Source organism: Pedobacter sp. 05T44 (assembly GCF_056395985.1).
In genome coordinates this window covers 151,563-171,661 of sequence record NZ_JBFTKO010000009.1, presented here as the reverse complement: position 1 = coordinate 171,661, position 20,099 = coordinate 151,563, and the positions used below count along the sequence as shown (strand labels likewise).

Here is a 20,099-nt window from a genome sequence, read left to right as displayed (position 1 = left end):
TTGATTAATAGTAACCATACATATGACATTCGATAAAGTATATCAGTATAATTTCCCAACCACCATTCGTTTCGGAGCTGGGGCTATAAAGGAATTGCCCGCTTATTTGCAAAAGAATGGATTAAAACGGCCAATGATCGTTACCGATCCAACCATAGCTTCATTGCCATTTTTTAAAGCCATTGTAGCCGATTTACAAGCGCATAACATTTCAGTAGAAGTATTTAACGACATTCACAAAAACCCTGTAAAAAGCGATGTATACAAAGGGGGCGATGTGTGGGATAATACTTCCAGAGATAGCATTATTGGTATTGGTGGCGGTGCAGCATTGGATGTGGCCAGGGCAATTGTGTTAAGGGTAAATCACCGCGAGGATCTGTTTAAATACGATGACCTGATTGGTGGGGATGTTTACGTTACCAACGATGTCCCACATTTTATTACCATTCCAACCACCTCGGGAACCGGAAGCGAAGTAGGCAGAAGTGCTATTATCGCTGATGATGAAACACATCAGAAAAAGATCCTGTTCTCTCCAAAGTTAATGGCACAAATTGTATTTGCTGATCCGGTACTTACTATGGATTTACCTCCATTTATAACGGCAGCAACAGGTATGGATGCGCTTACCCACAATATGGAGGCGTTTCTGGCAAAAAATCCGCAACCGCTGTGCGATGGTATAGCACTAGAGGGCATTTCGTTAATAAAAGACGCGCTCGAAAAAGCGACAAACAAACCTGATCTGGAAAGCAGAAGTAAAATGCTGATGGCCTCTATGATGGGCGCAATTGCTTTTCAAAAAGGACTTGGTGTGGTGCATTCTCTCGCACATCCACTTTCTTCCTTACTCGATACGCATCATGGTTTGGCCAATGCGGTAAACATCCCATACGGAATGGAATTTAATATTGCCGGCTTTGAAGACAAATTCCGCAGGATAGCCCGGACGCTTGAATTAAAAGAAGAAACAGGCGAAGCGGTGGTAAAATACCTTTTTGAACTGAATACTAAAGTAAATATCCCGCATCATTTAAGAGACATCGGTGTAAAACCCGAACATATAGAAACACTAGCAGACCTCGCCCTTGCCGATTTTGCACATCCTAACAATCCTAAACCGGTAAGCCGCGAAGATTTTAAACAACTGTATTTAAAGGCGCTTTAATGATATTCTAATGAAAAAAAAGATTGGAATAAGCTATACCGAAACCAATTTTCAGAACTATTGGAATTGGTTTACCTCGCAGGAATTGGGAGATGAAATTGAACTCATAGAGCTTTCTTTTCAAAAGGATAATATTTACGATTTTCAGTTATGTGATGGCTTTGTTTTAACCGGGGGAATAGACGTAGTTCCTGAATTGTATGGTGGGGTACAAGATTATCCACATAAGCCGGATGTGTTTTTACCCGAAAGAGATCAGTTTGAACTACAGATTTATACCTATTCACAAGATCACAAAGTACCTGTTCTGGGAATCTGCCGGGGCATGCAATATGTTAATATCCTTGAGGGGGGCAAAGTATTTGAAGACAATGGCGAGCAGGTGAATCAAATCCACAAAAAAGGTGCTGAGGACAAAGTACATGGCGTAAATGTTAAAAAGGAAAGCTTGCTGTATAGCGTAACCGGTGTAGAAAAAGGAGAAGTAAACAGCGCCCACCATCAGGGAATTAATCCGAATTACCTTGGTGAGAATTTAATGGTTAGTGCGTATTCAGATACCGACGACGGTATCATTGAAGCCCTGGAATTTAAAGATAAAACCGACAAAGCTTTTATGCTAGGCGTACAATGGCATCCTGAAAGAATGAAAGAAAAGGAATCGAACCCACTCTCTCAAAAAGTTAAAGAACAGTTTATAGAAGCAGTAAAAAATCATAAAAGATGAATGTTGTAAATCCGGCTACAGAGGAAATTATTACCATATTAATAGAAAACGACAAGGCATCGTTAGATAATAAATATAACCTGCTTAAAGCTGCTCAAAAACACTGGGCAAAGCAATCATTAAAAGGACGCATTGCCGTTATCCATCGGTTTTACGATTTGCTGGATTTAGAAAAAGAAAAACTTGCGGCAATACTTACTTCTGAGGTAGGCAAGCCCTTACAGCAATCGCGCAATGAACTTAACGGGGCCAGAACAAGGATTCAATGGATGATTAGCAATGCAGAGAAATACCTTTCAGATGAGTGGGTTACTGATACCGATGAACTGAAAGAAAAGATCTCTTATGATCCGCTTGGTGTAATCTGTAACATATCGGCCTGGAACTATCCATATCTGGTTGGGGTAAACGTATTTGTGCCAGCCCTGCTTGCTGGAAATGCAGTAATGTATAAACCTTCGGAATATGCTTCTTTAACAGGACTGGAAATTGAGCGCCTACTTAAAAAAGCAGGTGTACCTGAAAATGTTTTTCAGATCGCTATCGGGGCTAAAGAAACAGGAGAACATTTATTAGATATGGATTTCGATGGTTATTTCTTTACCGGTTCCTATAAAACAGGAAAACACATTTACGAACGAGTAGCCAAAAAGATGGTTCCTTGTCAGCTGGAGCTTGGCGGTAAAGATCCGCTCTATGTTGCAGATGATGTAAAAGATATTGTTGCAGTAGCTGCGGGTACCGCTGATGGGGCCTTCTATAACAACGGACAAAGCTGTTGCGCGGTAGAGCGTATCTACGTGCATGAAAATGTATATGACGATTATGTGGCCGCCTTTGTAAAAGAAGTAAAATCATGGAAATCGGGCCCACCAACAGAAGATGGAGTTTATATAGGCGCTTTAACCAGAAAGGAACAAATTGATGTACTAAAGCATCAGGTAGAAGATGCTATAGAAAAAGGAGCTACTCTATTGCAGGGGGGTAAACGCAAAGGCCATATCGGGCATTATTTTGAACCTACTGTTCTCACCAATGTAACTAATGATATGAAGGTGATGCAGGAAGAAAGCTTTGGGCCTATAATTGGAATTATGAAAGTAGCGGATGACGATGAAGCATTGGAGATGATGAAGGATACGGCCTATGGGCTTACAGCTTCCGTTTATTCTGATAACATAGATAGGGCAGAACACATTCTTTCGCAAATTGATTCCGGTACGGGATATTGGAATTGCTGCGACAGGGTAAGTGCGGGCGTGCCATGGAGTGGCAGAAAACATTCGGGTATAGGTGCTACCTTATCCCACCAGGGTTTGCGTGCTTTTGCCAAGCCTAAAGCCTGGCACTTGAGAAGCTAGTGCCATAGTAAAAGCAGGCTGTTGTCGCTACAATTGCCTGCTTCGTCTACTCTTTATTTCGTTACATGTATGAATAAGTAGCTTTGTAATTTGTTACTAGAGGCTAATGAAAATATCTGTTAAATTCCAGCACATCAGTATTGCCCTTCATGTATTTGTCTGGGGAATGATCCTCTTGTTACCTTATTTTGTTTCCTCTGCAGAACACGATTATAAAATAGGGCCTATACCAGGGCCTTTCTTTACCCTTGCGGGTTTTATTCATCTTTTTATATTTTATTTTAATGCCTTTTACCTCATACCCCGGTTACTAAACCGGCGGTGGTGGTGGTTATACATTATTGCATCGGCAATTCTTATAATCAGTTCCTTTCAGTTAAAATACCACCTGCTTTTATGGTGGTTCCCCGATGTCCTAAACGACATGTCGGCTTATAAATTTGTCTTTGCACCTTCTATCGGAATATTTGTAATTAGTATTGTTTATCGTAAGGTAGTTGATAAGATCATATCCGACAGGAAACAGCAAAAGATCGAAGCAGAACAGCTGTCTACCGAATTAAAGTTTCTGCGCTCTCAGATCAGTCCACATTTCCTGTTCAATGTGCTTACCAACCTGGTATCGCTGGCCAGAAAGAAATCAGATCAAATGGAACCTTCTCTGATCATGCTTTCTGAACTCATGCGCTATATGTTGTACGATACACAAGGGAAAAAGGTAGCGCTGGGCAAAGAGGTTTCTTATCTTAATAACTATATAGAATTACAGAAATTGCGTTTTGGTAACGATGTTGAAATCAACTACAACGTAGATCCTGGCATAGAAAATGGAGATTATTCCATTGAGCCAATGCTGCTCATCCCTTTTGTCGAAAATGCTTTTAAACATGGTGTCGCCCACCAGGGGTATCCTAAAATAAGCATAAGTACGTCCGTAAAAAATGATGTGCTGCTATTTGAAGTAGAGAACCAGATTGATGATCAGCCCAACTCCAGTAAAGATGAAAATTCGGGCATCGGACTGGCCAATGTTAAATCCCGATTAGATCTGCTTTATAAAGGCAAGCATAACTTAAAAATTAAAACGGAAAACAATTTGTTCCATATTACCTTAACTTTAATGCTTAAATGATCAAATGTATTGCCATTGATGACGAAAAACTGGTTCGGGATCTTTTGGAAGATAACATCCGGCAGCTGCCATTTTTAGAGTTAATTAAAACCTGTAAAAATGCACTCGAAGCCTATGAAGTTTTACAAACCGAACAGGTGGACCTCATTTTTCTGGACATACAAATGCCCGGTCTAAGCGGACTGCAGTTCCTGCAATCCTTGCAGCATCCGCCAATGGTGATCCTGGTAACAGCCTATGAACAATATGCGTTGGAGGGGTTCAATCAGCAGGTAGTAGATTATCTGTTAAAGCCCTTCAGTTTCGAACGTTTTTTAAAAGCATGTAACCGCGCCAATGAATTGTTCCGTTTGCAGCATAATCAGAACAACGATGTAAATGAGATTCAGGACTTCTTTGTAAATGTAGAGTATACCCTTGTTAAAATTGTAGTAGCAGATATTGAATATATAGAAGGGTTAAAAGATTACATCAAAATTCATTTGTCGACCAGCGATAAGCCGGTGCTTACCCGCATGACCATGAAGGCAATGGAAGAAAAGCTTCCTGCAAATTCCTTTGTAAGAACCCATAAATCTTTTCTTGTAGTTGTGCAAAAGATAACCGCCGTTAAAAGGGATTTTGTCTGTATTGGCAATAAAGAAATTCCGGTAAGTGAGTTTTATAAAGAGAATCTCCGGTCTCGTCTACAAAATTTCTGATGTAGTCTACTCTCCAAAAACTGCATTGGTTTTCAGCATAAGTTTGCCTGTAAGTTATACAAAACCCGCAGGCAATGAAAACAAATTTCGCAACATACATAATCATAATTTTGTTGGTATCGGCCTTCTCTTTTGCCTTTGGCCAATACCGGATTTCAGGAACTGTAAAAAGTGATAAAGGAAATGCTATTCCACTTGCAAGTGTTTTATTAAGCCCTTCAAATAAAGGAGCTAAAACAGATAGCACAGGTAAATTCAGTATTGAAGGTTTAAAAGGAAAACAAGTGCTATCTGTATCCTCAATAGGTTATAAACTGTTCAAAAAAGACATCAGCTTAGATTCATCCCTTTATCTGGACATTGTTTTAAAGCCAGATACCAGAACGCTGAACGAAGTAACCATTAGTGCCGGGTCTTTTGAAGCAAGCGATAAGGCTAAAGGGGCCTCTCTTACCGCAATGGATGCCTTTACTGTTGCCGGGAGCATGGCTGATTTATCCTTAGCCCTGCGGTCCTTGCCGGGCGCACAACAAGTCGGCGATTTGGATGGCTTGTTTGTCCGCGGCGGAACAGGCGACGAGACTAAGCAGTTTATTGATGGTACACTGCTCAAAAATCCAAACTATCCAAGGGTGCCTGGTATGCAGCAGTATGCACGTGTTAATCCGATTCTGTTTAAGGGTATACTTTTTAGTACCGGTGGTTATTCCGCATTATATGGCCAGGCAATGAGTAGTGCCCTGATTCTCGAAAGCAATGAGCTCCCTGAAAAATCATCGGCCTATTTTGCCATTTTTCCGCCAAGTTCCAATGCAGGTATACAACAGTTATCGCGCAATAAGAAAAGCAGCTATGGTGTTACACTGCGCTATAGCAATGCAACATTTTATAATTCTATTGTTAAACAAAAACCCGATTATTTTAGGGGGCCGGAATATATTGAGGGGGATGCGAATTTTAGAATAAAAACAGGGAAAACCGGAATGCTCAAGTTTTATACCAACTGGGACATCAGTGATGTTGGTATGCGTAATGCTGATATCGATAGCACAGCACTAAGATCCAGCTATCAGGTAAAAGGAAAGAGCATCTACAATAACCTTAGCTATAAAGATTATTTAACAGATAAATGGCAGGTTGATGCAGGTTTAGTCTATAGTTATAATGAGGATCATACCATTAATGGTCTTTTAAACATCGATGGACAGCCCGTAAATCTAGAAGATGACGCACTAAATTATAAGAATGCCCAAAAATTAATCAGATCTAACTTTGCGCAGGGTAGAATAGTATTTACCAATACACTTTCAAACAATCAGGCACTGCGTTTCGGAGCAGAGCACTTTTATAACCGGGACAGGGGCTTTTCCAACGATAGTACCCTTGCCATTATCGACAACCTATCGGCAGCTTTTGTTGAGGGCGATATTTACCTGGCAAAAAATCTGGCTGCAAAAATTGGAACCCGTATAGAGTACTCTTCTTTGTTAAATAAGGCAGTTGTGGCACCACGTGCAAGTCTGGCATATCGTTTAAAAGACGGCGGACAATTCAATCTGGCTTACGGCATTTTTTACCAGGAACCATTGAACGAAATCTTGTACCGGAGCACTGACCTGAAATTTTCAAGGGCAGCACATTACATGCTAAACTATACCAAAAAAGCAAACAACCGTTTCCTCAGGATAGAGGCTTATCGTAAGCAATACAACGATCTTGTAAAAACAATCCCTGTTATTAATAATGAAGGAAGTGGATATGCACAGGGGGTAGAGTTGTTTTTCAGGGATAAAAAAACGATTAAAAATCTTGATTACTGGGTTACTTATACTTACCTGGATACCAAACGCAATTACCTCAATTACCCATTTGCTTTGCAACCTGCTTTTGCTACGCCGCATACGGCAACCATTGCAATTAAACAAAATTTTCAGGACATCAATACCTATGTGAATGTATCCTATGCAATTGCTACAGGAAGGCCGTATTATGATATCAGATACAGTGCTGATGACAATGCCTGCAAGATCTTTGATCAGGGAAAAACAAAAGCATACAGTGTAATGAACTTACAGATTGCCCACCTTTTTTCAATCTTCAGCAGCTGGAAGCAAAGGCCCGTTTCCGGATTTAGTGTAGGGGTAAATAATATACTGGGCACTAAGCAGGTATTCGGATATAATTATAGTCTGGATGGCACCAATAAAGTGCCCATAACACTGCCTGCCACCCGATTTTTCTATGCAGGCATATTCATGAGCTTCGGGATAGACCGCACCAGCGATTTCCTCGACAAAAATCTATAAATATTTTTTAACCATTAAAAATCAATAACATGAAAAAGTTAGTATTAGCTATTCTGGCCCTGGTATCATTCTATTTTACTTCAGCGGCACAGGAACAAGGAAAACCAAATGCATTACAAAATGCGGTAACTAAATTAGATCAGGCAACTAAGGCCAAAGATTTTGAACTGCTGGAGAAAGAATTTTTACAGATTGCAGCCCAGCAGAAAAAAGATTGGCTGCCCTATTATTATGCCGCATTTTGCAATGCGAAAGTAGGTTTCATCAATCAGGACGATGGCGAAAGTATAGAGCCTTTTAGCAACCGCGGAGAAGAGCAGGTGCAAATGGCCAAATCACTGCTCGATACCGTAAAGCAAAAAAAGGAGCTTTCAGAGCTGTATACCGTGCTCAGTATGGTCTACCGTACAAAGGTGTTCATCAACCCAATGACATATGGAAGAAAATACGGAGTCCTTTCTCAGCAATACCGTGTAAAAGCACAGGAACTCAATCCTGAAAACCCCAGAGCAATCTATGTAAAAGCCTGGGAAATGTATAAGACCCCAAAAATGTGGGGAGGCGATAAAGAGGCTGGCAAGCAGTTGGCAACCAGAAGCCTTGCCTTGCTTCAGAAGGAGCAATCAAGTGTTCAACCACACTGGGGTAAAACAGAGAACCAGGAATTATTAGGTAAAAACAAATAATCATTAACAATTAAAATTTAAGATCATGGGATTCGCAATTATCATGTTCATACGAATACTTTTTGGTGTTTGTATGGTATTTATCATCGGTTATATTTTTGGTGGGTTTTCTAAAAATCCAACCCTTGTTTCACTAACAAAAGTTGCCGCCATACTGGCAATTATATTGTTCATTGCAGCAAATGGATTATTGATGCGTTTTGCATTCAGCAGGCATGCCAATGGTAAAGCTGGCTGGCAGTGTACAGAACATAAAATGAAATTGCCATAGTATTAAGCGATTTTGGCAATTTCAAAATTATCTGGTATAAACTGTTTAGTTTTAATTAATTGAACCAGATAAATCAATATGCACAATAAACCATCCAATAGAAGAGATTTTATTAAAAAAGCCGGCCTGCTTACGGCTAGTCTGGCAGCGGTACAGTTCCCGGTATGGGGTAAAAGTATATTTGCGTTAGACTATCCTCTTCACAACATACCCGAAAGTAAAGGCTTAGATCCACAATGGGTCAAATCTCTTTACAACCGGGGCGAAGAGACGGCTTATTATAAAAGTAAAAATGAATTTAAATATATTGGAATGCCTGTTGGCGGCCTTCACGCCGGAACCGTATATGTAGGTGGCGATGGACGGCTCTGGTTATGGCAAATTTACAATGAAACATTCGAAGGTGCACAAGAAGGGATAGAACCTAAAACCGTGAACTGGAATGACGGAACAGAAGTAAGAAAGATCCGTGCCAGAGATGGCTCGGCTTACATTGAGCCGGCCATTGCCAACAATAAACGGGTATTAGAGCAGGGTTTTGCCGTAAAGGCCGTTGTGAATGGCAAAACCTTTATTAAAGAATTAAGTGAAGAGCATTGGGATGAGATCGAATTTAAGCCAGCCTATCCAATAGCTACCATAAAATACAGCAGTAAAGATTTCCCTGTTTCAGTATACCTAAAGGTGTATTCACCATTTATTCCTTTAGATGCGCAGAATTCGGCTTTGCCTGCAACCATTTTACGAATAGAAATAAAGAATACCACCACCAGCAATATCAATGTTTCTGTATTGGGCTGGATGGAAAATGGGGTTAACAAGTTAAGCGGAAAACCAAATACCGGAAAAAGGAAAAATGAGGTGGTAACAGCTGAAAACTCGAGCAGCATCTTCTCTTCGTTTGACGCCCTTACTGATGATCTGAAAAATGCGCAAGACAGCGGAACCATGTGTTTTACCTTGCACAAAGCAAAAGGAAAAACATATGCTGCTATTGAGCCCTGGCCGGTTACGGGCAAGCATTTCAATGCTGCGGCTACCAGTTCTGCAGCTGCAGATGCACCTGAAAAACTGGTTGGAGGAATTGAATTTGGAGAGACTGTTAGTCCCGGAAAATCTCTTAAAGCCGATTATTCAATCAGCTGGCATTTCAACAATGCAAATGTTAACCTCAAGAAAATAGTTAAGGACGCAGAACAAGGGTTTCATTACGCTACCAGATTTAAGGACGCCGGTGCAGTAAGTGCATACCTGCAATCAAATTTTGAAAAGCTAACAAATACAACCGAGTTGTGGAGTACCACATGGAATGACGCTACGCTTCCACACTGGTTCCTGGAGCGCACGTTTATTAATATTGATACACTGGCAACGGCAAATACTTATCGTTTTGCTGACGGCCGCTTCTGGAGCTGGGAGGGCGTTGGTGCTTGTGCCGGAACCTGTACGCACGTATGGCAATATGCACAAGCGGTTGCCAGGATATTTCCTGAACTGGAGCGCGACCTGAGACACCGTGTAGATCTAGGTGTTGGGTTTAAGGAAGACAGTGGCGCCATTATATTCCGTGCAGAAAACGAAAACAGACCGGCCATTGACGGGCAAGCAGGCACTGTACTCAGGTTTTACCGTGAGCATCAAATGAGTGCCAACAATACTTTTCTGCAAACCAACTGGCCAAAAATCAAAAAGGCAACCCAGTTCATGTTAGACCAGGATAAGAATGGTGATGGTATGACGGATACACCAATGGAGAATACCCTTGATGCAGTATGGGAAGGTGAAATTGCATGGATTGTTGGTCTTTGTATTGCTGCGGCAAGAGCAGGCCAGGCCATGGCAGAGGAAATGAACGACACTGCATTTGCACAGACTTGTGAAACCTATGTAACCAACGGTCGCAAGAATATGGAACAAGAACTGTTTAATGGCGAATACTTTATTCATCGGCCAGATAAGGTTCAGGGTCGTAAAAACCTGGGCTCCTATAATACCTGTCATATTGATCAGGTATACGGCCAAAGCTGGGCGTTTCAGGTAGGATTACCAAGGGTATTGAGTAAAGACAAAGCCATTGCTGCTCTAAAAGCCTTATGGAAATATAACTTTACTGCCGATGTTGGCCCATACATCAAAACCCATGTTGGTGGCAGGCCATATGCCTTGCCAGGAGAGGGTGGAATGGTCATGAATACCAATCCGCATAACGAACCTAAGCCTTTTGGAGAGAATGTAACCTGGCAACTCGGGTACTTTCACGAATGTATGAGCGGATTTGAACATCAGGTTGCAGCACACCTGATGGCCGAAGGTATGGTACAAGAGAGCCTGATTCTTACACGATTTATTCACGACAGGTATCATGCAGCTAAAAGAAACCCATTCAATGAGATAGAGTGCAGCGACCATTATGCAAGGGCTATGGCAAGTTATGGGACCTTTATTAACGCATGTGGTTTTGAGTACCATGGCCCTAAAGGTTATATCAAATTCGCGCCTGCCTGGAAAGCAGAGGATTTTAAAGCTCCCTTTACTTCAGCTAATGGATGGGGCAGCTATACACAGAAAAAAACAGGCGCTAAACAATTACACACCATACACCTGAAATATGGCGAGTTGCAGTTACAGGAACTGGCTTTTAACAAAATAGGCTCAGGCACTGTAAAATCTGTTTCCGTAATGCTGGGCGCTCAAAATATTCCTGTCCAATTTAAACAGAACGGTGCCGAATTGCAGATTACCAGCAATAAGAAGATCAGCGTTAAAACCAATGAGCGTTTAAATATTACCTTTTCATAGATAGATAAGTAGCATGAAAAAATTAGATGATATGTTTAAAAAACTGCTTACAGTTTTATTGTTTACTACAGCAGTAATCTTGTCTGGTTGCCAGGAACCTGCAAGCAAAACAAACGGAGATGTTGCGAATAAGGATCAGAACTGGAAAGAACAACTTAATCAGAAACTGCCTATGCTGGGTCACAGGAATTGGATTCTTGTTGTCGATAAAGCCTTTCCAGAGCAAAATGCTCAGGGAATGGAATACATTTATATTAATGAAGGTTTGCTGCCTGTTTTAAAACAGGTACTTACACAAATCAATTTGTCTAACCATGTTAAACCGATTATCTATCAGGATAAGGAGTTAGGTTTTATTACAGAAAGTCAGGCCAAGGGGGTTAAGCAGTTTGTACAGGAATCAAAAACAATTTTTGGCAATCAAACTGTTCAAACGATGCTTCATGATTCCGTATTCAGGAAATTGGATACGGAATCGAAACTGTTTAAAGTTCTGGTCATTAAAACAAATGAGACCATTCCCTATACTTCGGTCTTTTTACAGTTGGATTGTGCTTACTGGAATGGTGATAAAGAAAAACAGTTGCTGGATGCATTGAATACTCAATAGAGCTATCTTTATAGCTATGAATTGTAATTTCGATAAAATAAAGTCGGCAATTTCTGGATTTGTAGCGCTTACTGATGAAAAGTGGAATGCCTTTTCTTCCGGTTTACTTTTAAAAACATTCAAAAAGGGCGATTTTCTAATCAGAGAAGGACAGACTGAAAATTATATCTACTTTCTGAATGCAGGTGCAACCCGGAATTACTTTTTGAAAGATGGCCGGGATTATACCGTAGATTTCCAATTTGAAGGCGATTTTGTAACCGCTTATCTCTCTTTCATTAGCAGAGAACCAAGCCCTATTTTTATTGAGCTTTTAGAAGAGGCTGAAGTAGTTGCTATTCCTTATAGACACTTACAGGAATTCTATAAAAAAGATCATGAAGGAGAAAGAATTGGCCGCTTAATGGCTGAATTTCAATACGTAAAACGCTTGCGAAAGGAAATGGATCTTCTTGCTTTTACTGCTGAAGAACGGTATGCGTTACTTTTAAGTAAAAATCCTGAGTTGATACAGAATATTTCTGTTAAACATTTGTCCTCCTATTTAGGGATTCAGCCCGAAAGCCTTAGTCGGATCCGTAAGCTTCAAGTGCGAAACTAACATATGTCATTTTTTTCGCAGCTATCATTCTGCAACTTTGTTGAACATTAAAACAAAGAACAATGAAGCCCCTATTTATATTATTAATAACTTTTTTATTGTATTCGATTATCTCGAGATTTATAACGGGAAACTGGAATTTTACATTCGGGGGCAATCTGGCAATGCTGGCTATGCTCTGCTTCACTGCAATAGGGCATTTCATTTATGCAAAAGGAATGGCCCTAATGATACCACCCGTAATTCCATTTAAAGATTCCATCGTATTTTTAACTGGAATTATGGAAATTGTTTTGGGAATAGCCTTGTTGTTCCCTGCAGTTAGGCCTTATGCAGGGTACTTCCTAATCATTTTCTTTATACTTCTTTTGCCTGCAAACATATATGCCTCAATGCATAGCATCAACTATGAAACTGCAAAGTTTGATGGGAAAGGGATGTCTTATTTGTGGCAGCGCATCCCTCTTCAATTGTTTTTTATAGGTTGGGTGTGGTACTTTTCTGTCAAATAACCAGGCCATACTTCTTATCCTAGATCAATTAACAGCTCATCTATTTAGGATAACTTTGTGTTATACTATCAAAAGGAGAATTAAAATGAAAAAGTTAATTGAAAAAATCGTGATAAATTCTGATCGCCCGCATATGGTTGGCGATGGGTTTAGGGTATTTAATTATATCCCGGGCGCTGGCATTCCGCAGGAGAGAATAAGTCCGTTTTTACTATTGGACTTTAATCCTGAATATGATTTTGGGCCTTCAGATCACCTTAGAGGTGTTGGTGTTCACCCACATAAAGGTTTCGAAACAGTAACCATTGCTTACAAAGGAAGTGTTGCACACCACGATAGTACCGGAAGTAGCGGAATAATCAATGCTGGTGACGTACAATGGATGACTGCCGGTAATGGAATCTTGCATAAAGAATATCATGAAGAGACTTTCTCTAAAAAAGGAGGACCTTTTGAAATGGTTCAGTTATGGGTTAACCTTCCTAAAAAGGACAAATCAACAGCTCCGCATTATCAGGAGTTGACCAAAGATGGCATGGGTAAAGTGCAGCTTGCAGACAATGGCGGCGAGGTAAATGTAATTGCCGGAAACTTCAATGGTGTTGCAGGTCCTGCAGAAACATATAGTCCGGTGAACCTGTTTGACATCAAATTGAATGAAGGAGCCGAAACGACTACCAGTATTCCGGCCGGTCATAATACCGCTTTATTAGTTGTAAACGGAAGTGTTCAGGTAAACGATGAAATAGTTGGAGAACATAGCTTTGTTTTATTTGAAAATAAAGGCGAAGAGATTCACATTAAAGCAAATCAGCAAAGTGTTGTTTTGTTGTTAAGCGGGGAACCTTTGAATGAACCTATTGTAAGCTACGGACCGTTCGTAATGAATACTGAAGCAGAAATCAGAGAAGCGATCACTGATTTCAACATGGGGAAATTTGGCGTGTTGGAAGATTAGAAATAGATTACCAATGACAGATGTTTAAAGCTGTCGTCATCTCGACGATAGGAGAGGTCTCTTGCCTGTGTTATTCAGGAGATCTCTCTCTTCTTTCGAGATGACGATTGTCATTACCACTTTTTTGTATTATTGTTACTCCCTACAATTCAAAGGAGTTTTTGAACACTTCATTACTTATTTTGTCCGTTTCATCAGTTTTTTGGAGGTGATGGTATACTAATACGATAATTTTGCGGTTAATTACCAAAACACTATGAAAGTATATCTCTTTTTCCTCTTATTTTCTATTACTTCAGTACCATTCTTCTTATCTGCACAGCAGCGTTTCGCCATTAGTGGTACGGTAAGGGATGCTTCAACCGGAGAAACCTTGATTGGAGCAACGGTTAGATTGCAAAGTGCCACGCAAAATTCAGGTATTGCTACAAATGCATACGGATTTTATTCCCTAACAGCCGATGGAGGCGAGTATAGCCTCATCGTAAGCTACAGTGGCTACCAGAGCAATACTCAAAAAATCACCTTAAACAAGGCCTTAAAACTAAATATAGAACTTGCTGCCGTTTCAGATTTGCAGGAGGTAGTAATAAGTGCCAGTGAAAGGAAAAATGAAAATGTAAAGAGCCCTCAAATGGGTCTCAACAAGATCAATATGGCCGATCTTGACAATGTACCTATTCTATTCGGCGAAAAGGATGTTCTGAAAACCATACAGCTTTTACCGGGAGTAAAGGCAGGAGGAGAGGGCAATACAGGTTTTTTTGTACGCGGAGGAGCTGCCGATCAGAACCTGATCCTTTTAGACGAGGCCACAGTATATAATTCATCTCACTTGTTGGGTTTCTTTTCAACCTTTAATGCCGATGCCATAAAGGACGTAAGTTTGTACAAAGGTGGCATGCCATCGCAATATGGAGGCAGATTGTCATCAGTGCTTGATGTTAAAATGCAGGATGGTAATGATAAAGAATATGGCTTTGAAGGTGGACTAGGGCTCATCGCCTCACGCATAAAAGCAGAAGGACCAATCGTTAAGAATAAAAGCTCTTTTATGATTAGCGCCCGACGCACCTATGTAGATCTTTTGCTTAAAGCCTCGGGCGATTCGGCATTAAAGAACAATACGTTAAACTTTTACGACATTAATGCCAAGGTGAATTACAAGTTTGACGATAAGAATACGCTGTTTCTTTCAGGCTATTTTGGGCAGGATAATATTGGTATCAAAGACCTTTTTGCAAACGATTGGGGCAATACAACAGCTACTATCCGTTGGAACCATGTATTTAACAACAGGTTGTTTTCAAATACATCTTTGATCTATAACAAGTACAACTATGCCATAGAACTGCTCGATGAAAATAGCAATGCCAAGGTAAAATCCTTGATCAGAGATTTTAATTTTAAAGAAGACCTGCAATATTATACCAGTAACCACATCCTAAGATTCGGATTGCAGGCCACACACCATAGAATAGCACCATCTGACATTACCGCATCGGCCAATTCGAGCTTCAACCCTCTTTCTATAGAGAACAGGTACGGATTAGAAATGGCTGTATACGCTTCAGACGAATGGACCATTGGCGATAAATTTAATTTATTATATGGTTTAAGATTAAGCCAGTTTTCCCTTTTGGGGCCCGGTACAATAAATACATATGACAGTTCAGGAGAAGTAAGTTCCTCATCAACCTATAAAAGCGGTGAATTTGTTAAAAATTACTTCAACCTGGAACCGCGTCTTTCGGCAAGTTACACCTTAAATGAGCGAAACTCTGTAAAGGCATCATACAACCGAAATACCCAAAATATCCATATCCTTAGCAATTCAGGCACCAGCTCTCCAACAGATCAATATGTAATGAGCAGCAATAACATTAAGCCCGAGATTGCAGATCAGGTAGCTTTAGGGTTTTTCAAAAATAGCGAAAGCAATGCTTACGAATTTTCTGCCGAGGTGTATTATAAATGGTTGCAAAATCAGATAGATTATAGAGATGCTGCTGAACTAACAGCTAATAAAGATGTTGAATCTGAATTGTTGTATGGCAAGGGCAGGGCATACGGACTTGAGCTTTATGGTAAAAAAACCAAAGGCAAGCTTACCGGTTGGTTGAGCTATACCCTTTCAAAAACCGAAAGGCAGTTTGATGAAATCAATAAAGGCAAATATTATAATGCAAAGCAAGACCGTACACATGACCTGGCTTTGGTTGCCATGTACAACCTTAGTCGCCGCTGGTCGGTATCAGCTAATTACATTTACAGCACTGGTAATGCCGTAACCTATCCGGCCGGAAAATATAATGTAGGTGGTCTTACCACTTATTATTATACCGATAGAAACGCCAACAGAATGCCATATACTTCCCGTTTAGATTTAGGGGCAACATTAAAGGCTAAGGAAACCAAGAAATTCCGTTCTAGCTGGACATTCAGTGTTTACAATGCATTGAACCGCAAAAACCCTTATTCTATCCAGTTCCGCGATAAAGAAAATGATCCAACACGTACCGAAGCAGTGCAAACCAGCCTTTTTGGCATTATTCCTTCGGTAACTTACAACTTTAAATTTTAATAGTGATGTTAAGAAAAATCAAATATTTAAGTCTGTTACTTGCAGTATCCTTTAGCATATGTTCATGTGAAAAAGTGATAGACGTTGAGCTTAATACTTCTCCAAATCAGTTGGTGATAGAAGGCAACATTACCAATAAATTGGGGATGCAAACCATTAAAATAAGTCAATCGGTTGCTTATACTGAACCTAACGATTACCCGGCTGTTCAAGGTGCCGTAGTAAATGTAACTGATGATCAGGGCAGTTCATGGATCTTTACCGAAAGCACACCCGGCAGCTATACTTTTGGTGCGTTCAAAGGAGAACCGGGCCGCACATATAGCCTTAAAGTAAATATAAATAATGTGCTTTATACTGCTTCTTCAACCATGCCAGATTCTGTAGGCATTGATTCGCTTGATGTTAAAGTATTTAATTTTGGTAGCGAAAAGCAAAAGCAGGCACAGGTACATTATAAAGATCCTGCCGGAATTGCCAATCAGTACCGGTTTGTGCTAAAAGTGAATGGTTTTCAATCGAGAAGTGTGTATTCTGAAAATGATCGCTTTACCGATGGAAACAATGTTCCGAGTGTGATGTTTTTTAATGGGAAAAATGATGATGACGATGAGCTGAAAACAGGCGATAACGTAGAAGTTGAGATGCAGTGTATAGATAAAAATGTATTTACTTACTGGAATACATTAAGTCAGCAATCACAGAATGGTCCTGGTGGTGGTGTTACTCCAGGTAACCCGCCTTCAAATATTAGCAATGATGCCCTGGGGTATTTCAGCGCACATACGGTTAGCAAAAAAGAAATGGTAGTGAAGTAGGGACAGATGGATATCACCCTTGACCGTCATTACTCTTCTCCGTCATCCCGAACGAAGAGAGAGATCCCTTGTTTAGGCGTAGTCCAAGAGATCTCTCTCTTCGTTCGGGATGACGTGAGGATGAAAAAAGTCCTGTATCATAATTATGATACAGGACTTTTTTTTATTAATAAATTTTTCAATTAATCTCCTTTTGTATAGCACTCAATATGTTAATGCTAGTACCTGGGTCTCGACTGAATCAAGGCAAATTAAGGACTGCGATAGGATTCTTTCGGAAAACAGGTACCTTTTTCCGAAGGAATGTCGATGCTGCCTCGATGCTGCCTCGACGCTGTCTTCAAGCTGGCCTTAGCAATCACACTATTATGTCCGGTGTTGGTACAGTAAACGTCGTCCTTGCCCTTCCCTTCATCGCCCTGCCTCGTCATCTCCTTTGGTTAACCAAAGGAGATGACGGGAGTTTTAGGATTTTAGCGAGAAAAATCGAGCGTAAAAATTCTTTCTCATTTTATTTATAATACTAATATTTTTAGTATTATATTTGTTTGTTCATTTGCATTGCTAATACAATGATTCAAGAAAGGGGATAACATCATGAACGCAAAACAGGAATTGGTTAGTAAATTACAACAGGATATTCTGCTGTGGCAGGGCTTTAAACTGCAAGGTAAAGAAGCTGCTGAGGCGATTGGCCTTGGTGAGCTGGAAAACGTATTTCCAAACGGGGTTTTTCCGAAAAAGGCCATTCATGAATTTATTACGGTGCTGCCCGAACATGCGGCAGCGAGCGATGGTTTTATCGGTGGCTTGCTTTCGGTATTGATGAAGGATGGCGCTGCTTGTGTATGGATCAGTACTGCAAGAAAGTTATTCCCGGTTTCCCTTTGTCTGTTCAACGTAGAACCCGAGCGGATCATTTTTATGGATGTTACCAGGGAAAAAGATGTGCTCTGGATTATGGAGGAGGCTTTAAAATGTGAAGGTCTTGCTGCTGTGGTGGCGGAGTTGAATGAACTGAGTTTGATTGAATCCCGTAGACTCCAGCTTGCGGTGGAAGGTTCTGGTGTGACGGGTTTTATTTTACGTAAAGACGCCCGTAAGGCCGTAAGTACGGTGGCTTCAGCGCGCTGGAAGATCAGCCCGGTACCCAGTGTAACCGAGGATGAAATGCCTGGTGTGGGTTTCCCTCGCTGGAAGGTGGAGCTGACCAAAGTCCGTAATGGAAATCCGGGAAGCTGGATCATGGAATGGGGAGGAGATCGTTTTGTGGAAGTACTTCCAGCCTTGAAAACAGCAGCATGGTACGATCAAGAGGAAAGACAAATTGGTTAAACGGCTAAAAAATGCAAAAGCGTTATGTTTCGATATGGTTCCGTCATTTGCTGGCAGACTGGCAGCTGATCCGCCGGCCGGAACTTTGTGACATTCCTTTTGTTTTCGCAGCGCCCGATCATGGGCGCAATATGATTACTGCGACAAGTCCTTTAGCTGCTTCGCAGGGAATTGAGATAGGAATGCGTGCAGCTGATGCCAAGGCCCTTTGCCCGGGACTGGAGGTTTTGGATGATAAAGCCGGGCGCACTACCATATTGCTGAAAGGACTTGGAGAGTGGTGTGTGCGTTATTCACCCGTGGTGATGGCCGATGATTTTTCGGTAGATGGGTTGTTCCTGGATGTAAGTGGCTGTACCCACCTTTGGGGCGGGGAACGGGAATACCTGAAAGAAATCGTATCCAGGTTAAAAAGCAAGGGTTATACGGTTCGTGTGGCGATGGCTGATACTGCCGGTGCCGCATGGGCAATAGCTCGTTTTGGAAAAGTAACTCCTTTGATTGCACCCGGGACGCATACAGAAGCCCTGCTTGCGTTGCCGCCAGAAGCCTTGCGTTTACCGGAAAATACACTGGCTAAGCTGAGCAAGCTTGGTTTTTACCGGATCAGGAGTTTTATAGGTATGCCGCGCTCGGTGCTGCGCAGGCGTTTCGGAGAGGATTTTTTGGCCCGTTTGGGGCAGGCTTTGGGTACAGTTGATGAGTTGATTACTCCTTTGCAGGTGCCTGTTCTTTTTCAGGAACGCTTGCCTTGTCTGGAGCCGATTAAAACCCGCATTGGCATTGAAGTGGCGATCAGCCGATTACTGGAGCATTTGTGTCTGCGACTGCAAAATGAGGGCAAGGGCTTAAGGACAGGGGTGCTGACTTGTTATCGTATTGATGGCAAGGTGGTACAAGTTTCTATAGGAACCAGCGGGGCAACCTGTAGCGTCAGTCATTTGTTTAAACTTTTCGAGTTGAAGATCGATCAGATCCGCCCGGCCCTGGGCATTGAACTGTTTGTGTTGGAAGCGCCTAAAGTGGATGATATTTTACCCGGACAAGAAGCGCTTTGGGCGGGTAAGCCCGGACTGGATGATCAGAGTGTGATCCAGCTGCTGGACAGGGTAACCGGTAAAATGGGGCCTGATGTGATTCATCGTTATGTCCCTGCAGCTCGCTATTGGCCGGAACGATCTGCGAACCGGGCAGTTTCCATTACTGAAAAACCGATAGCCCAATGGCATATTGACAGACCGCGCCCAACAGAATTGTTGAGTAAACCTGTCCCAATCGAAGTAATGGCCTTGATACCCGATCATCCGCCAAAGTTTTTTATTTATATGGGCATCAGGCATGTTGTGGTGAAGGCCGATGGTCCTGAGCGCATAGAACGGGAGTGGTGGTTAGATGTAGGAGAGCACAGGGATTATTACCAGGTGGAAGATGAACTGGGACAGCGTTACTGGCTGTTCCGTTCGGGTCACTATGGGGGCGAGCAGCGGTACCAATGGTTTATACATGGTTTTTTTGCATGAAGAATGA

Annotated in this window: 17 protein-coding genes; all 17 read left to right on the top strand. The window is 41.3% G+C overall.

The window, feature by feature from the left end; translation table 11 throughout:
• Positions 1-22: 22 nt before the first annotated feature.
• The 17 genes from AC1DDK_RS15555 to AC1DDK_RS15475 all read left to right on the top strand — a co-directional run bounded on the left by AC1DDK_RS15555 (position 23) and on the right by AC1DDK_RS15475 (position 20,092).
• Positions 23-1,171 (top strand): iron-containing alcohol dehydrogenase, encoded by a 1,149-nt coding sequence (locus AC1DDK_RS15555; RefSeq protein ID WP_172661163.1) that lies wholly within the window; start codon positions 23-25, stop codon positions 1,169-1,171.
• Positions 1,172-1,181: 10 nt separating this feature from the next.
• Positions 1,182-1,898, top strand: coding sequence for a gamma-glutamyl-gamma-aminobutyrate hydrolase family protein (locus AC1DDK_RS15550; RefSeq protein WP_288883964.1), 717 nt, complete (start codon positions 1,182-1,184; stop codon positions 1,896-1,898).
• Positions 1,895-3,259 (top strand): aldehyde dehydrogenase family protein, encoded by a 1,365-nt coding sequence (locus tag AC1DDK_RS15545; protein WP_172661161.1) that lies wholly within the window; start codon positions 1,895-1,897, stop codon positions 3,257-3,259. The genes AC1DDK_RS15550 and AC1DDK_RS15545 overlap by 4 nt, the downstream gene beginning before the upstream one ends.
• A 106-nt stretch (positions 3,260-3,365) precedes the next feature.
• The gene (locus AC1DDK_RS15540; RefSeq protein WP_172661160.1) at positions 3,366-4,391 is read left to right on the top strand and encodes a sensor histidine kinase; all 1,026 of its coding nucleotides are present in this window, start codon (positions 3,366-3,368) and stop codon (positions 4,389-4,391) included.
• Positions 4,388-5,092, top strand: a complete 705-nt coding sequence (locus AC1DDK_RS15535; RefSeq protein ID WP_172661159.1) for a LytR/AlgR family response regulator transcription factor — start codon at positions 4,388-4,390, stop codon at positions 5,090-5,092. The genes AC1DDK_RS15540 and AC1DDK_RS15535 overlap by 4 nt, the downstream gene beginning before the upstream one ends.
• A gap of 74 nt (positions 5,093-5,166) precedes the next feature.
• Positions 5,167-7,398, top strand: coding sequence for a TonB-dependent receptor (locus AC1DDK_RS15530; protein ID WP_337717368.1), 2,232 nt, complete (start codon positions 5,167-5,169; stop codon positions 7,396-7,398).
• A gap of 29 nt (positions 7,399-7,427) precedes the next feature.
• On the top strand, positions 7,428-8,084 hold the full coding sequence (locus AC1DDK_RS15525) for a hypothetical protein (protein WP_288883962.1): 657 nt from the start codon (positions 7,428-7,430) through the stop codon (positions 8,082-8,084).
• Positions 8,085-8,109: 25 nt separating this feature from the next.
• A complete protein-coding gene (locus AC1DDK_RS15520; protein WP_288883961.1) occupies positions 8,110-8,355 on the top strand; it encodes a hypothetical protein in 246 nt (81 codons plus the stop codon).
• A 78-nt stretch (positions 8,356-8,433) separates the two neighbouring features.
• The gene (locus AC1DDK_RS15515) at positions 8,434-11,154 is read left to right on the top strand and encodes a GH116 family glycosyl hydrolase (protein ID WP_288883960.1); all 2,721 of its coding nucleotides are present in this window, start codon (positions 8,434-8,436) and stop codon (positions 11,152-11,154) included.
• A 13-nt stretch (positions 11,155-11,167) separates the two neighbouring features.
• Positions 11,168-11,764 (top strand): RbsD/FucU domain-containing protein, encoded by a 597-nt coding sequence (locus AC1DDK_RS15510; RefSeq protein WP_337717372.1) that lies wholly within the window; start codon positions 11,168-11,170, stop codon positions 11,762-11,764.
• Between the two features lie 16 nt (positions 11,765-11,780).
• Complete coding sequence (locus AC1DDK_RS15505; protein WP_172661150.1) at positions 11,781-12,365, top strand: Crp/Fnr family transcriptional regulator; 585 nt, start codon at positions 11,781-11,783, stop codon at positions 12,363-12,365.
• A 62-nt stretch (positions 12,366-12,427) separates the two neighbouring features.
• On the top strand, positions 12,428-12,877 hold the full coding sequence (locus AC1DDK_RS15500; RefSeq protein ID WP_337717375.1) for a DoxX family protein: 450 nt from the start codon (positions 12,428-12,430) through the stop codon (positions 12,875-12,877).
• A gap of 85 nt (positions 12,878-12,962) precedes the next feature.
• The gene (locus tag AC1DDK_RS15495; protein ID WP_337717377.1) at positions 12,963-13,835 is read left to right on the top strand and encodes a pirin family protein; all 873 of its coding nucleotides are present in this window, start codon (positions 12,963-12,965) and stop codon (positions 13,833-13,835) included.
• Between the two features lie 256 nt (positions 13,836-14,091).
• Positions 14,092-16,419 carry a TonB-dependent receptor gene (locus AC1DDK_RS15490; protein ID WP_288883959.1) on the top strand — a complete coding sequence of 776 codons (2,328 nt, stop codon included), beginning with the start codon at positions 14,092-14,094 and terminating at the stop codon, positions 16,417-16,419.
• Positions 16,420-16,424: 5 nt separating this feature from the next.
• Positions 16,425-17,237 (top strand): DUF4249 domain-containing protein, encoded by an 813-nt coding sequence (locus tag AC1DDK_RS15485; protein WP_172661146.1) that lies wholly within the window; start codon positions 16,425-16,427, stop codon positions 17,235-17,237.
• A gap of 597 nt (positions 17,238-17,834) precedes the next feature.
• Positions 17,835-18,572, top strand: a complete 738-nt coding sequence (locus tag AC1DDK_RS15480) for an ImuA family protein (RefSeq protein ID WP_337717380.1) — start codon at positions 17,835-17,837, stop codon at positions 18,570-18,572.
• Between the two features lie 11 nt (positions 18,573-18,583).
• Positions 18,584-20,092 (top strand): Y-family DNA polymerase, encoded by a 1,509-nt coding sequence (locus AC1DDK_RS15475; protein WP_172661145.1) that lies wholly within the window; start codon positions 18,584-18,586, stop codon positions 20,090-20,092.
• The last annotated feature ends 7 nt before the right edge of the window (positions 20,093-20,099 follow it).

Coding starts and splice junctions, on each gene's coding strand:
- AC1DDK_RS15555 (WP_172661163.1), top strand. CDS start 23: ATGACATTCGATAAAGTATATCAGTATAATTTCCCAACCACCATTCGT.
- AC1DDK_RS15550 (WP_288883964.1), top strand. CDS start 1,182: ATGAAAAAAAAGATTGGAATAAGCTATACCGAAACCAATTTTCAGAAC.
- AC1DDK_RS15545 (WP_172661161.1), top strand. CDS start 1,895: ATGAATGTTGTAAATCCGGCTACAGAGGAAATTATTACCATATTAATA.
- AC1DDK_RS15540 (WP_172661160.1), top strand. CDS start 3,366: ATGAAAATATCTGTTAAATTCCAGCACATCAGTATTGCCCTTCATGTA.
- AC1DDK_RS15535 (WP_172661159.1), top strand. CDS start 4,388: ATGATCAAATGTATTGCCATTGATGACGAAAAACTGGTTCGGGATCTT.
- AC1DDK_RS15530 (WP_337717368.1), top strand. CDS start 5,167: ATGAAAACAAATTTCGCAACATACATAATCATAATTTTGTTGGTATCG.
- AC1DDK_RS15525 (WP_288883962.1), top strand. CDS start 7,428: ATGAAAAAGTTAGTATTAGCTATTCTGGCCCTGGTATCATTCTATTTT.
- AC1DDK_RS15520 (WP_288883961.1), top strand. CDS start 8,110: ATGGGATTCGCAATTATCATGTTCATACGAATACTTTTTGGTGTTTGT.
- AC1DDK_RS15515 (WP_288883960.1), top strand. CDS start 8,434: ATGCACAATAAACCATCCAATAGAAGAGATTTTATTAAAAAAGCCGGC.
- AC1DDK_RS15510 (WP_337717372.1), top strand. CDS start 11,168: ATGAAAAAATTAGATGATATGTTTAAAAAACTGCTTACAGTTTTATTG.
- AC1DDK_RS15505 (WP_172661150.1), top strand. CDS start 11,781: ATGAATTGTAATTTCGATAAAATAAAGTCGGCAATTTCTGGATTTGTA.
- AC1DDK_RS15500 (WP_337717375.1), top strand. CDS start 12,428: ATGAAGCCCCTATTTATATTATTAATAACTTTTTTATTGTATTCGATT.
- AC1DDK_RS15495 (WP_337717377.1), top strand. CDS start 12,963: ATGAAAAAGTTAATTGAAAAAATCGTGATAAATTCTGATCGCCCGCAT.
- AC1DDK_RS15490 (WP_288883959.1), top strand. CDS start 14,092: ATGAAAGTATATCTCTTTTTCCTCTTATTTTCTATTACTTCAGTACCA.
- AC1DDK_RS15485 (WP_172661146.1), top strand. CDS start 16,425: ATGTTAAGAAAAATCAAATATTTAAGTCTGTTACTTGCAGTATCCTTT.
- AC1DDK_RS15480 (WP_337717380.1), top strand. CDS start 17,835: ATGAACGCAAAACAGGAATTGGTTAGTAAATTACAACAGGATATTCTG.
- AC1DDK_RS15475 (WP_172661145.1), top strand. CDS start 18,584: ATGCAAAAGCGTTATGTTTCGATATGGTTCCGTCATTTGCTGGCAGAC.